Here is a 13,740-nt window from a genome sequence, read left to right as displayed (position 1 = left end):
TTACTGCTGCGAACTACCTGGGGTGGGGAGCGGCGCGACGGGGCCTGACGGCGGGGGAGCGCGGCGGATGCGACAGCGTCCAGAACAGGTGGATCACCGAAGCGGCGACCGTCAGGACGAACAGCACCAGCAGAGCCGACCGGGCGGCGCTCTCGCGCGCGTCGATCACGGACAGGGCGGTGGACGCCGCGCCGAGGAACAGGACGACGCTGCCGATCAGGAGGAAGAAGTCCGCGATGATCCGCGAGAACGCCGGACGGTGCGCGTCCGTCAGCCAGTAGTCGCGGCGCGGGGTGTTCACCAATGACGCCGGCAGCCGCGGCGCGACGTACGACAGGCAGGCGAAGAGGACGGCGAGGCCGCCGGTGACGAGCGCGAGCTCGACGACCGCGGACCCCCGCGGCCGCCAACTGTCGGCCCGGCCGCCCAGCCCCGTGTGGGTGGGGAACGGGTCCGGACCGGACGCGGCCGCCCAGGCCAGAGCGGCCGCGCACGCGAGAACGGCGACGACGAAGATCCACTGGCGGGCCCGCATGATCCGCACGGTACGCGCGTTCGGTGAACGGCACCGGGCGCGGGAACCGGATGCGGTCGAGATGCCCGGATCTGCCGTAGATTGGTCGCATGGCCGACGATACGAACGCGCAGGCACCGTCCACGGAACTCTGGGTCGAGCGCACCGGCGTGCGCCGGTACACGGGTCGCAGTTCGCGCGGTGCGGAGGTGCTGGTCGGTTCGGTGGACGTCGAGGGCGTGTTCACCCCCGGCGAGCTGCTCAAGATCGCGCTCGCGGCGTGCAGCGGCATGTCCACGGACCACGTGCTCGCCCGCCGGCTCGGCGAGGACTACGACGCGGTCGTCCGGGTCTCCGGTGACGCGGACCGGGAGAACGAGGTCTACCCCGAGCTCAACGAGATCCTGGAGCTGGACCTGTCCGAGCTCGACGAGGCCGCGCGGGAGCGCCTGGTCACGATCGCGCGCCGTGCGATCGATCAGGTCTGCACCGTGGGCCGCACGCTCAAGGCCGGCACCGTCGTCAACCTCGACATCACCACGGACTGACTCGGTGACCGACGAGCAGGCGCGGATGACGGCGTGGGTCCACGGCAGCGTGCAGGGCGTCGGCTTCCGCTACTGGACCAAGACCCAGGCTCTGGAACTCGGCCTGCTCGGCTACGCGGCCAATCAGCCGGACGGTCGCGTGCGGGTCGTGGTCGAGGGCGGCCGCCCGGCGTGCGACACTCTGCTGCAGCGCCTCTGGTCGGGGCACACACCGGGCAGGGTCGACCTGGTCGTGGAACTGTTCGGGCCCGCACGCGGCGGGCTCCCGTCGTTCGAGGAGAGGTGAGGCATGCAGCCGCCCGTTCCTGAGAACCGTCCCGCGGGTTTCATCCCCGGGCCGGAGTCGAACCACCTTCCCGTGCCGGGCATGCCGCCCGAACTGCACCTGCCGGACACCGGTGACGCTCCGCGGCGACCGGGCCGGATGCGCGAGCAGGACGAGAACACGCAGGCACGCCCGGAGACGGTGGCCGAGGCCCGCGCCCGGCAGCGCGCGCAGCGCCAGCGTGCCGAGGACCAGGAGCGCGAGGCCGCGGAGGCCGCCGCCGCGGCCGCGAAGAAGAGCCGGCGCCGCAAGCAGATGATCGGCGCGGGCGTCGGCGTGGGTGTGGTCGGTGCGATCGCCCTGCTCTACGTCGCCATTCCGGACAACGACGGTGCGCGCAACGTCAGCACGCAGACGGCGTACTGCACGGTGGACGGGCAGCAGGTGGTCTCCGACGACTACTGCTCGCGCGGCACGTACAACCCGGTGACCGGGTTCATCCTGCTCAACGGCCTGAGCTATCGGTACAACTACGGCGGCACCGTCAACAACGGCCGCCTCACCGGCGGCAGCTACGACCGGCCCGCCAACACCGCGTTCCGGACCTCGTCGGGGTCGGCGATCGACCCGGCCAAGACCACCTCCTTCGGCACCAACGGCCAGACCAACGCGGCGAGCAAGCCCGCGCCGCCCGCCGCCGGATCGAAGGGCACGAGCAACAAGGGCGGGTCTGGAAACACCAACGCGGGCAGCAACAGCGGCTCGAGCGGCAAGAACATCGATCGCGGCGGCCTGGGCACCTCCAGCAAGGGCGGGAGCTCCAAGGGCGGCTCCGGATCGAGCGGTTCCTGATGCGGCGCATGCGCGGAACGCCCCGCGAGGGCTGGCAGCGGACCGTCGAATCGCAGGGCCTGGTGTTCGGCACCCCGGCGCGCGACGGGGCCGGCGACAGCCGGAACTACTGGGACGAGTCCGTGTTCTACGAGTTCGACATGGACGAGGTGCTCGCCCTCGAGGCGCAGGTGGAGGTGCTGCACTCGATGTGCCTCAAGGCCGTCGAGAACGTGATCCTCACCGAGCGGTACGCCGATTTCGGCATCCCCGAGTGGGCGTGGGGCCCGATCGAGGAGTCGTGGAAGCGGCAGGACCCGCACGTCTACGGACGGTTCGACCTGCGCTACGACGGCCGGCGGCCCGCGAAACTGTTGGAGTACAACGCCGATACGCCCACCTCCCTGCTGGAAGCCGCTGTGGTGCAGTGGTACTGGTTCCAGGACACCGCGCCGGACAAGCGCTCCTGGGACGAGGGCGGCTACGACCAGTGGAACTCGCTGCACGAGGCGCTCGTCGCGCGCTGGGGCGAGATCCGCAATGTCCTCCCGGCGTCGGAGCTGCACTTCACCTGGTCCGGCGCCGACGCGACGGGCGAGGACCACGTGACCACCGGCTACCTGCAGGAGACGGCCGCCGAGGCGGGCTTCGACACCGTCGGGCTGCCCATCGAGGACATCGGCTGGGACCACGACCTGAAGACCTTCGTCGATCTCGAGGACGCGCCGATCCATTCGGTGTTCAAGCTGTACCCGTGGGAGTGGATCCTCGAGGACGACTTCGGCAAGCGGGTCGTCGAATCGATCCCCGCCACCACGTGGATCGAGCCGCTGTGGAAGACGATCCTCTCCAACAAGGCGATCCTCGCGGTGCTGTGGGAGATGTACCCCGACCACCCGAACCTGTTGCCCGCCTTCATCGACAGCCCCGGCTTCCTCACCGAGTACGTGAAGAAGCCGAAGCTCGGGCGGGAGGGCGCGAACCTCACGATCGTGGACAGCGGTCGGGAGACGGCCACCGGCGGCGTCTACGGCGCCGAGGGCTACGTGTACCAGATGTTCGACCCGTTGCCCGAGTTCGACGGCTACCGTCCCGTGATCGGGGCGTGGGTCGTCGGTGACGAGTCCGCCGGCATCGGCATCCGCGAGACCTCCGGCCTCATCACCGACGACGGTGCCGCCTTCATCCCGCACCGCATCACTCCGAAAGGTACGACCGCATCATGAACACGACCTTCCTCGCCGCCGCGGACATGGGCACCCTGGGTAAGGGCGTCGGCGCGATCTGCCTGTACGCCCTCGTGGGCCTCGTGCTGATGGTCGCCGGCTTCTACGCCGTCGACCTGTCCACGCCCGGCAAGCTCCGCGAGCTCGTCAAGGCGGGCAAACCCAACGCCACCTACGTGACCGCGGCGGGCATGCTGTCGATGGCCTTCATCATCGTGGTCGCGATCTACGCCGCGGGCGGACGGCTGGCGGAGGGCGTGACCTACGCGGTGGTCTACGGCCTCGTCGGGATCATCGCCCAGATCGTGTCCGTGCGCGTGTTGGACCTGGTCACGGGCGTGGACATGGAGGAGCTCATGTACTCCGAGGTGTTCCTCCCGCAGGCCCGGGTGATCGGCGCGTGCCACATCGCCCTCGGTCTGATCGTGGCGATGGCGGTCCTCTGACGGGCACCGCCTAAACTGGCGTTTCGTGTATCTCAAGTCGCTGACGTTGAAGGGCTTCAAGTCCTTCGCTTCGGCGACGACTCTTCGCCTCGAACCGGGCATCACCTGCGTCGTCGGGCCCAACGGCTCGGGCAAGTCGAACATCCTGGACGCGCTGCGCTGGGTGATGGGCGAGCAGGGCGCCAAGGGGCTGCGCGGCGGCAAGATGGAGGACGTCATCTTCGCCGGCACCTCCGGCCGGGCGCCCCTGGGCCGCGCGGAGGTCACGCTCACCATCGACAACTCCGACGGTGCGCTGCCCATCGACTACTCCGAGGTCTCCATCACGCGGCGCATGTTCCGCGACGGCGCCGGTGAGTACGAGATCAACGGCACCAAGTGCCGGCTCATGGACGTGCAGGAACTGCTCTCGGACAGCGGCATCGGCCGCGAGATGCACGTCATCGTCGGGCAGGGCCAGCTCGCCGCGATCCTCGAGTCGAAGCCCGAGGAGCGTCGCGCCTTCATCGAGGAGGCGGCCGGGGTTCTCAAGCACCGGCGCCGCAAGGAGAAGGCGGTCCGCAAGCTCGACTCGATGCAGGCCAACCTCGCCCGACTCACCGACCTGACGACGGAGCTGCGCCGCCAGCTCAAGCCCCTGGGGCGGCAGGCCGAGGTCGCGCGGCGGGCGCAGACCATCCAGGCCGACCTCCGCGACTCACGGCTCCGCCTGGCCGCGGACGACCTGGTGCGACGTCGCGCCGAACTCGCCGACCAGAGCGGCAACGAGGCCGCGGTGCGCGAGGAGCAGAACCTCGTCGCCGAACAGCTGGACGAGGCGAACGCGCTGGTCACGTCGCACTCCGAGGCCGTGGCCACGCTCGATCCGGCGGTGAAGGCCGCGGGCGAGGGCTGGTTCTCGCTCTCGGCGCTCGCCGAACGCGTCTCGTCGACGGGCCGCATCGCCTCCGAACGCGCCCGCCTGCTGTCCGAGCCCGTGCAGCACGCCCCGGGCCGGGACCCGGACGAGCTCGAAGCCGAGGCCGAGCGCGTCGCCGAGGAGGAGGCCGAGCTCATGGAGGCCCTCGAAGAGGCCGCCATGATCCTCGAGGGCGCTACCGACGAGCTCGCCGAGCGTGAGGAGTCGGCCCGGGAGGCCGAGAAGGCGCACATGGCCGCGGTCGCGGCCATCGCGGACCGTCGGGAAGGGTTGGCGCGACTCGCCGGCCAGGTGGAGACCCTGCGGACCCGGGCGGAGTCCGTCGAGGCGGAGTCCGGCCGGCTGACGGCCGCGATCGCCGAGGCCGTGGAGCGCGCCGAGGCCGCCGAGTCCGAGTTCGAGCAGGTCCAGGGGCAGATCGCCGAGCTCGACGCCTCCGAGGCGTCGCTCGACGAGCACCACGAGCGCAGCGTCGCCGCCTTCAACGCCGCGACCGCGCGGGTCGAGGAGCTACAGGCCTCGGAGCGCGAAGCGGAGCAGAAGGTCGCCTCACTCGCCGCACGCATCGAGGCGCTGTCGATGAATCTGGACCGGGGCGACGGTGCCGCCTGGGTCGTCGAGCACGTGGACGGGGTGACCGCTGCCGTCGCCTCGCGGCTCGCGATCCGGGCCGGGTACGAGAAGGCCGTCGCGGTGGCGCTGGGCCCGGTGGCCGAGGCCGTGGCGGCGGACTCTCGGAATCTGGCCGTTTCGGCCATCTCCGCGCTGCGCGACGCGGACAGCGGACGGGCGACGGTCGTCGTCGAGGGACTCGCGTCGGGTTCGTTGCCGGGCGGCCCCCTGCCCGACGGTGCCGTCTGGGCTGCGGACTGCGTGGAGGCACCGTCGTCGTTGGCGGGGGCGGTGACGGCGGCGCTGGCCGGATGCGTGCTCGTCGGCTCCGTTCCGGAGGCAGTGGCGGTGGTCGCGGAGCGGCCCGAGCTGCGGGCCGTCACGTCCGACGGTGACGTGATCTCCCACGGAGTGCTGACCGGCGGTTCCGCGGCGCGGCAGTCGACGCTCGAGGTGCAGAAGTCGATCGACACGGCGGAGGCGACGCTGGGGGAGACCCGGCGTTCGGTGGAGTCTCTGTCGGCTGCTCTGGCCGGGGCGAACGAGGACTTGGCGGCGCGGCGCGAGGTGACGGAGTCGGCGCTGGCCGCCCTGCACGAGTCGGACGCGCAGTTGGGCGCGATCTACGAGCAGCTGGCGCGGTTGGGCCAGGCGGCGCGGAGTGCGCGGGACGAGGCCGAGCGTCTGGTGGCCCAGCGAACCCGGATCGAAGGTTCCCGGGACGAGACGCGGGCGGCGCTGGTCGAGCGCGAGGAGCGGCTGCGGCTGGCCGAGGCGCTGCCGTCCGAGTCGGTGACCGTGGGGACCGAGGAGCGCGACGCTGCGGCTGCGGCCCTTGCTGCGGCGCGTTCGGTGGAGATGGAGGCCCGGCTCGCTCGGCGGACGGCCGAGGAGCGTGCGGCCGGTGTGCGGGGCAAGGCCGAGGGGCTTCGACGGGCCGCCGCGGCCGAGCGGGCGGCGCGGGAGCGGGCTGAGGCGGCGGCTGCATCGCGGTTGTCTGCTGCTGCGGTTGCGGCGTCGGTTGCCGAGGGAGCCTCGCTGGTGTCGTCGCGGTTGGCGCGGGCGGTGACAAGGGCTGCCGCGCACCGTGATGCGCTGGAAGCATCACGGGCCGAGCGTGCCGGGGCGTTGGATGTGGCTCGGCAGGAGAGCTCGTCGTTGGCCGCCCGGCTGGCCCAGCTGACGGATGCCGTGCATCGCGACGAGGTGGCGCGGGCGCAGGCGGCCCTGCGGATCGAGCAGCTCGAGGAGCAGGTGCTGTCGTCGTTCGGCATGGCGCCGGACGATCTGGTGGCCGAATACGGGCCCGATGTCTTGTTGCCGGCTTCTGCGCTGGAGCTGGAGGAGTACGAGGCCGCGCGCGAGCGGGGCGAGACCGTGATGAAGCCGGTGGGGCTGCCGTTCGATCGGGCGGCGCAGGAGCGGCGGCTCAAGCTCGCGGAGAAGGATCTCGCGACGCTGGGCCGCGTGAACCCGCTGGCGCTGGAGGAGTTCGCGGCGCTGGAGGAGCGCTACAACTTCCTCTCCACGCAGCTCGAGGACGTGAAATCGGCCCGCGAGGATCTGCTGAGCGTGGTCGAGGAGGTGGACGCCAAGATCCTGCAGGTGTTCACCGAGGCCTGGCTGGACGTGGAGCGCGAGTTCGTGGGTGTCTTCGAGACCCTGTTCCCGGGTGGCGAGGGCCGGCTGATCCTGACCGACCCCTCCGACATGCTCGCGACGGGCATCGACGTGGAGGCCCGGCCGCCGGGCAAGAAGGTCAAGCGACTCTCACTGCTGTCCGGTGGTGAGAAGTCCCTGACCGCCGTCGCGATGCTGGTCGCCATCTTCCGTGCCCGGCCCTCACCCTTCTACGTGATGGACGAGGTCGAGGCGGCGTTGGACGACACCAACCTGCGGCGGCTGATTTCCCTGTTCGAGCAGCTGCGGGACAAGAGCCAGCTGATCGTCATCACGCACCAGAAGCCGACGATGGAGGTCGCCGACGCGCTGTATGGCGTGTCGATGCGGGGAGATGGGATCACGCAGGTCATCTCCCAGCGGATTCGTGGGCAGGAGCTGGGCGCGCTGCCCGTCTAAGACGTTCAGCCGCGCAACCGTACGTGCGAACTTGTCAGTCAGGGTCGGTAGTGTTCGCGCTACCTGAAGCGCTGTGGGCGTTCGACCGGGGTCGGCGCGCCTGTAGGCGTCTCGAATCGACATCGAATAAGCTGGTGAAACCATGTCAGATACGCGATTGGGTCAACTACCGCGACTCGCATCTCCCAGGATCGTCGACCTCTTCGCCGGTCCAGGCGGCCTCGACGTAGCGGCTCACTGGCTGGGAATCGAATCTGTCGGAATCGAGTTTGACTCTGCCGCGATCGAGACCCGGATTGCTGCCCAGTTACCGACGCAGGCAGGGGACGTCCGCCACTTCGGACCGTCAGACTTCACGGGCTACAACGTGCTGACGGGAGGGCCGCCTTGCCAAACGTTCACGGTTGCGGGTCACGGAGCAGGGCGTAGGGCGTTGGACACAGTCCTTGACCTGGTGGACAAGCTCGGTGCCGGCAAGCTCGACGAGGTCGACCATCAGGTCGCGCAGTTCGACGACGAACGAACTGGGCTGGTGCTGCAGCCGTTGCTGTGGGCGCTGACGGCCTCTACCCCCTATGAAGCAATCGTCATGGAGCAGGTACCAGCGGTGCTTCCAGTGTGGGAGGCCGTTGCTGGGGTGCTGGAAACGCACGGCTATGGCGTGGATACAGGGATTCTCCGGACTGAGGAGTTCGGAGTTCCCCAGACACGGCGGCGAGCTGTGCTGATCGCGCGACGGGGTGTTCCGAGTGAATGTATCTCGCTACCTACTCCGACCCACATGAAGTATCAAGGCAAGGGACGCCCTTCGGTAGTCGACGCGGGTGTCGCGCATTGGGAAACGATGGGGGGTGTCCTGCCACATCTCGCACCCTTCACGGTGGTGTCGAATTATGGAACGGGTGGAGACGCGCGAGCTCGCGGACGCCGCACATCCGACCTGCCAGCATTCACTGTGACGGGCAAAGTTTCGAGGAACAAGGTCCTACTGGCGGACGGCACCGAGACCAGATTCTCGATGAACGAGGCGGGTCGCCTGCAGACTTTCCCCATCGACTACCCGTGGAGCGGCGGCGACATCTCCCAGCAGGTCGGTAACGCGGTTCCGCCGAGGCTCGGTGTCCACGTCCTGTCCGCGGTGCTCGGCATCAGTGAGGCAGATCGCGACGTTGCGATTAGTGAAGTTGAGTTCGGATGGACGCCGAGTCGGTACTCAGCCATGGCAATGTAGTTTCGCGTCATCTGATGGGATCAACCGCTCTACCACGAAACCTTTGGAAGTCTGGGCGCGGCGATAACTGGATCTGATTCTATGGCGAGTCGCCACGAGGTACCGTCAATTTCAGCTGAGTCGCCACTATCACCGTCGGAGAATGGGGTCACTCGGGCACTCACAAACTGGCTGCGTCCTGGGCGTGGGAGGCCAAGCTCAGCAGCGATCGCGGCGTGGGCCTGGTACGGGCCCAATACGAGGATCCCCTCGGAAGCCAGGTGTCTACGTGCATCGCGCGCTCGCTTGCTTGCATCGATCTGCTGGGCAGCTGTGGCAATCGTCGACTGATTGATCAGCCTACCTTGCACCTCGCGGAAAAGTAGATTAACCGCAGCCTGCCCACTATTCTGCGCCGCGAGACGTGCGGCCACGGACTGATGTTCGTTGAGAACATTGCGGATCATTGGCTGCTCTCGGAAGATCCACAGGATGGAATCGATTCCGGTGTCGTTGAGTCTGCGCTTCTTGTCGCGCTGCTTGCCCATCGGCTTCAGAACGGACTCGGCAATGCGCACCAAGCCTGCCGCCCACCGCGCAGTGTCTTCGTTCGCCCATACGACTAACGCGATTTCGTTTCTGTCCGAGTACATTTCGAGAGGTATCTCCCATTCGTAAATATTCTGTGACCATTTACAGTCGACATCAATTCCAGAAATCGCGAAATCGAGATGGTGTCCGTCTTCGAATTGAAACTCGCGTTGGAGCCAGATCTCGACAAGAGTGCCGATATGTGTCTTCTCGGTCTTGGAGAGCTGTGTCACGTCCCAGCGCCCGGTGCGTTGTCCATCGAGGATCTGATCGAATGCGAACCTAATACACAGTGCGAAGTGCGTGCCGGTTGAATCGGCACGTAATACGGCGTCGTGGACTTCCCAGAGTTCGGGGTCTTCTGCTCTGGTTGGCGGGGTGCCGGCGCCCAAAGATGGGCGCGGGCCAAACGCAATCTTGGGACGTTTCGACTTGGTGAAGTTGGGCGGCGGTGGATTCATCCGCTTGCGTGTGTGCCCCAGTATCGGTGAGTCGACATCGAGAGGAAGGCTCAAGTCGACGTACTTGAAGAGGGTGCTTGGCTCCGGTTCGAGTGATGACATTCTGTTCCCCGATCGTGATAGACGCTCGTGCAGAAGGGTTGAGAAAATTCGATCAGGATAACGTGAGAGTGTACCTGACCAACTCGTCGTAGTCGCGGAGCCGTCGCTGATCGATCAACCTGTCAAACGTGTCGACTGTATTACGCGACTTCTTGTCTCTTTTCGATCTGAGTACAGAATCGATCGCCTCGCCTAACGCGGGAAGATCTAAGTGGTATACGCAGTCGATATCTCCGGAACCTCCGCACAGGAGATTTAGCATATACGGTCGAGGTTCGATTGTTACCGCCGCAAAATGTGGCATTCGCCCACGTCGAAGCGCTGCTAGCTTCGCGCCCTGTGTGCGGCAGTCCTGCGCCCTATCAGTCCGAAGCGACCATTTGAGAGAAAGTCCAATATCGAGCTCGGAGATTCAAGGAGTAGAACCGTTTGCGACGGCCACATCGAGGTGGAGTAATGATTCACGCGCTACGCCATTGAGCACCGCCCGACGGGCTGAGACTTCGTCTGCTACCGCAGTCTCGACTGCCTCCATGAACGTGCTGATTTGTCCGCTCGACGGCGTTGGCTTCTGACGGTGAACCAGTGCCGTGAGTCTGTTCCAGGCCTTGGTGTACTCAGGAGACGGTTCGATGTTCAGCCGGTCGAAGGCTCCGACGTGGTGGAACTGCTCGAAGTCGGCGGGTGCTCGATCTTCAACGACGAATCGCGAGCTACCTGCGTCACGCAGGCGGGCGCTCAGGTCGCCAAGGACTCGCTTGGCAAGAGGAAGCCCAGTCTCGGACTCGCCCTTAGCGTCTCGTGCGACGCCCAGTGAGTCGAACAGCGCGATGCCTAGACTCACGGATTGCTTACTGGTGACATCGGATGTATTGGGCTTACCGTGAGCGCGGTAGCCGCAGAGGTCGCTCGTGAACGGTGCAGGCATGAACGAAGCGTAGTCTGCACGCGCGCTCCCTGGTGTCAGGTAGTGCCGGGCGCGTCAATGACCGGCGAAGTCTGCGACGAATCGATTGTGGTGAAACGAAGGATTCGGCCATCAAAACTTCGAGCGCTCGATGGTGCCACGAACGAGAAGGCCATGACTGTCGATCCGGGATCGAAGACCCGAGATTCCTCAATCAACTCTCGTCCAGGGCGCTCGACGATCGGGTACAAGGCTATGGTCCCGCGCTTCGGGCGAACCAGTGCTTCTGTAGCAGGATCGTCCGACGGCGGGAGCGCGCCGGCGATCCGGAGAAGCGGCGTGCGGTGGCGCGGAGCGCTGATAGCGCCGAAGCTCGTCCGCTGACTTCGTCGATCGCGTGCAAACCAGGAGTACGTGCGAGCGCTGCTCAAGGATGCCTGTTGCGTCGGCGTGGTCAACTGTGGGGCAACCAATAGCCAATCGGCGACGGCTTCAGATTCAGTGATAGATCGAAGGAACGCCAGATGCGGCGCGAATTGATCTGCATTCGCCCAGCGATATCTTTCGAAAATATCAAGTGCGACCTGCGGGGTGATGATTCCAGTCAGCGCGACGAGCTTGTCACGGACGCCGTCAGGAGCCGTGACTTCTAAGGTTTCGATACCGTGCGGGAGCTTCTCCAGCTGGGGTGCCCATAGATCGAAATTGTGGCGTACGTCTTTTGCGGTCTGAGGATAGGCTGTCGGTTCGTTCCACTCGCCAGCGGTATCGGCTTCAATCAGTCGAGCATTGAACATCTTGTTCGGACTCACCGGTTTAAGCCAATCGAGGTGTTGCGAAACCAGGGGAGGGACTTGGGCGGGAGTTATCTGGGACGATCCGTTGATCGGATTCGCATATTTCTTGAGTTCTGCGCGGAAGGTCTCCTCGTCGAGGCAGATAGCCTCGAACGCGTCATATAGATCGACCGTCTTTTTGGCGGTCAGTCTTTCGGTGCGCCCGAGATACAGGCGCACGAGATCCTTGTATCCGCTGCGGAAGCCGAACCAACGCCCCATTTGCATAAGCGTTGAAGCGCTCGTAGTGGTCCTTCTGAAGTAGGAGATTGTCAATCCTTCGACAGTAAATCCCCGCGAGAGCTTCTGTCCGCCGATGAGCATCTTCCAGATTGGACGTTTGTCGAAATCAGCCACGCCGGTCTCCAGGTCCTTATCGCCGTTAACGACAATCACCGGATTATCGTCGCCACCGATCCGAGCAACAGCTGGGCCAATATAGGACATCAATGCGTCGTAGGAGTCAGGTACAGCGTAGCCCTCGGAGCGGGATGCGCTGACTACGGCAAAGTCTGAGTTGAAGAGTTCTCGAAGGCGTCGGTGCCCTGCAGGACCTGCGTACCCGGCGTTGAACCATAGGCGCTTCGCTCGAACTAGGAGTTCACGGTGATCAGCCATCCGGATCGACTCGTGGATCAACATCGTGTGGTGGGTGTACGACGTCATAGGCGTGTCGCCGTGGTCTTCGCGATACAGCTTCATTGCTCCCGCGAGAACGAATGCATCCACCGCCTCGCGAAGCGAGGTGTCGTCTTCATCTTCGTCTTCCAGGGTGACGTTTCGTATGTGAGCCTTCTCGTTCGAGTTCTCGAAGTTTCGTTCCAGGGGCGGAATTGGCGAAAGCAAATCGTGAAAGTCCTCCACGCCCATGTATCCCTCGGGGCGCGGCAAAGAGATAATGAAGTCCCGTGGGAAAATATCGACGGCATCGCTGGGGTCGATGAATACGTTCGCAAATGGTGTGGCTGTGTAGCCAACATACTGCGCGCGAGGAAGCATGACCAGGAGCTGGCCGATCAATTTATTGATCGCCGTTCGCTCGTTGTTTGGTTTGCTGAGATCCTTCGTGTTCACAGATGCTTCGTCGGACTCATCATCGATGATGATGACAGGGATCTCGGCCAGTGGTGTCTTGATTTTGTTCAAGTCCTTAACGAGCCGCGTGAGCACCGACTTGTTCTTCTTTACGACCATGAGTCGGGCAGATGAGCGGTGTAGGTTTCGCGGGTCGTGCAACGGAAGGGTTGGCTCCCGTTTCTCGAACTCGAGCGCAACAATGCCCTGCAATAGGCTCTTGTAGTCGTTGTCCCGAGTGGTCATTCGTACGATATCGAACGCTCCCAGTGCGGAAGGAAGCTCGCCAAATGAGGCAAAATCACCCTTCAGCCAAGCAGGGTCGTCGGCGTAGTCTGATTCGATCTCGTTTGCGCCTCGCAGAATATTCTCGCGTCCGACCAGCTCCATGTCTAGGCGCCGCTGTGTCTGTCCTCGAAGCATGTTTAGTGTGCCGCCGAGCACAATTACTAGGCGATAGCCTGCATCGATGGACTTTGCGACCACGCCCGTGAAGTTGGCAGTCTTGCCAGACTGTACGTAGCCCACTACTAATCCCTTGGCTTGATACGCTTCTTCCCGTGTGGGATCGGAAAGTCGTGCGACAACGGAGTCTGACGCATCGTTTAGGCTCGCGATAGCCTCTGGACTCCACCCCTTTTTCTCTAACAGTTGCTCGTAGTGCGGCCAGTAAAATGGGCGACCGTGTTGCGTATCAGGCGAATACCACTGCTCGAACGTTTCGCTGATGACAACTGGTCGGTCAGTCGTCGCCACCGGGATAAGGCGCGTGAGCTGGCTGGCCAAGGCCTCGTCAAGTCCAAGACCTAAGTAGATATGATCCCGACGATCGGTTGTCGATGGCTGCGCACTCGACCACGACGTCGGCGCAGCATAGTCCCAATGTGTCAATCGCTTTCGCCACATTTCGACGAGCTCATCGGTTGCGGAAGCGTCAGAAAGAGCAGTGGCGAAATCATCGAGCGTTGCAAGTGTCTGATGCAGAGATGACAACGCCTCAGCTTGGTACTCGAGTGCGCGAGACAGTGACTTGGGCTTCGTCGCCGCAAGATCAGCGAGTACCGCGTTGTGTAGGTCGAGTCGTGCAGACTGAATGTCGGACATGGGCTTCTCAATTTT

Annotated in this window: 12 protein-coding genes; 7 read left to right on the top strand and 5 right to left on the bottom strand. The window is 64.9% G+C overall.

Annotation, left to right across the window (positions count from 1 at the left end; genetic code table 11):
* Positions 1 to 13: 13 nt before the first annotated feature.
* Entirely contained in the window at positions 14 to 535 is a 522-nt protein-coding gene (locus tag AXK61_RS25170; RefSeq protein WP_139057867.1) for a hypothetical protein, read from the bottom strand.
* An 89-nt stretch (positions 536 to 624) separates the two neighbouring features.
* On the opposite strand from AXK61_RS25170, the gene AXK61_RS19585 reads away from it, so the two are divergent.
* From AXK61_RS19585 to AXK61_RS19555, 7 genes are all read left to right on the top strand, one after another.
* Positions 625 to 1,062 carry an OsmC family protein gene (locus AXK61_RS19585; protein ID WP_068571054.1) on the top strand — a complete coding sequence of 146 codons (438 nt, stop codon included), beginning with the start codon at positions 625 to 627 and terminating at the stop codon, positions 1,060 to 1,062.
* 4 nt (positions 1,063 to 1,066) lie between these two features.
* Positions 1,067 to 1,348, top strand: coding sequence for an acylphosphatase (locus AXK61_RS19580; protein ID WP_269451180.1), 282 nt, complete (start codon positions 1,067 to 1,069; stop codon positions 1,346 to 1,348).
* Between the two features lie 3 nt (positions 1,349 to 1,351).
* Positions 1,352 to 2,179, top strand: a complete 828-nt coding sequence (locus tag AXK61_RS19575; protein ID WP_068571055.1) for a hypothetical protein — start codon at positions 1,352 to 1,354, stop codon at positions 2,177 to 2,179.
* Positions 2,179 to 3,384, top strand: coding sequence for a glutathionylspermidine synthase family protein (locus tag AXK61_RS19570; RefSeq protein WP_068746777.1), 1,206 nt, complete (start codon positions 2,179 to 2,181; stop codon positions 3,382 to 3,384). The genes AXK61_RS19575 and AXK61_RS19570 overlap by 1 nt, the downstream gene beginning before the upstream one ends.
* A complete protein-coding gene (locus tag AXK61_RS19565) occupies positions 3,381 to 3,830 on the top strand; it encodes a DUF350 domain-containing protein (protein WP_068571057.1) in 450 nt (149 codons plus the stop codon). Before AXK61_RS19570 ends, AXK61_RS19565 begins: the two co-directional genes overlap by 4 nt.
* Before the next feature lie 25 nt (positions 3,831 to 3,855).
* On the top strand, positions 3,856 to 7,440 hold the full coding sequence (gene smc / locus AXK61_RS19560; RefSeq protein ID WP_068746776.1) for a chromosome segregation protein SMC: 3,585 nt from the start codon (positions 3,856 to 3,858) through the stop codon (positions 7,438 to 7,440).
* A gap of 142 nt (positions 7,441 to 7,582) precedes the next feature.
* Positions 7,583 to 8,671, top strand: a complete 1,089-nt coding sequence (locus tag AXK61_RS19555) for a DNA cytosine methyltransferase (RefSeq protein WP_068746775.1) — start codon at positions 7,583 to 7,585, stop codon at positions 8,669 to 8,671.
* A 29-nt stretch (positions 8,672 to 8,700) separates the two neighbouring features.
* Here AXK61_RS19555 and AXK61_RS19550 read toward each other — a convergent pair whose 3' ends face one another.
* From AXK61_RS19550 to AXK61_RS19545, 4 genes are read right to left on the bottom strand one after another with little or no spacing between them, the layout of a single operon-like run.
* Positions 8,701 to 9,804, bottom strand: a complete 1,104-nt coding sequence (locus AXK61_RS19550) for a NaeI family type II restriction endonuclease (protein WP_082789455.1) — start codon at positions 9,802 to 9,804, stop codon at positions 8,701 to 8,703.
* Between the two features lie 52 nt (positions 9,805 to 9,856).
* Positions 9,857 to 10,201, bottom strand: a complete 345-nt coding sequence (locus AXK61_RS26080; RefSeq protein ID WP_414930013.1) for an NgoMIV family type II restriction endonuclease — start codon at positions 10,199 to 10,201, stop codon at positions 9,857 to 9,859.
* Positions 10,202 to 10,216: 15 nt separating this feature from the next.
* The gene (locus AXK61_RS25510; RefSeq protein WP_197466878.1) at positions 10,217 to 10,732 is read right to left on the bottom strand and encodes a PDDEXK family nuclease; all 516 of its coding nucleotides are present in this window, start codon (positions 10,730 to 10,732) and stop codon (positions 10,217 to 10,219) included.
* 35 nt (positions 10,733 to 10,767) lie between these two features.
* Positions 10,768 to 13,725: a Z1 domain-containing protein gene (locus AXK61_RS19545; RefSeq protein WP_068746773.1), complete on the bottom strand. Its 2,958-nt coding sequence runs from the start codon at positions 13,723 to 13,725 to the stop codon at positions 10,768 to 10,770.
* Positions 13,726 to 13,740 lie beyond the last annotated feature (15 nt).

It is taken from the genome of Tsukamurella pseudospumae, from assembly GCF_001575205.1.
Taxonomy (GTDB): domain Bacteria; phylum Actinomycetota; class Actinomycetes; order Mycobacteriales; family Mycobacteriaceae; genus Tsukamurella; species Tsukamurella pseudospumae.
This window is presented reverse-complemented; position numbering and strand designations above follow the sequence as displayed.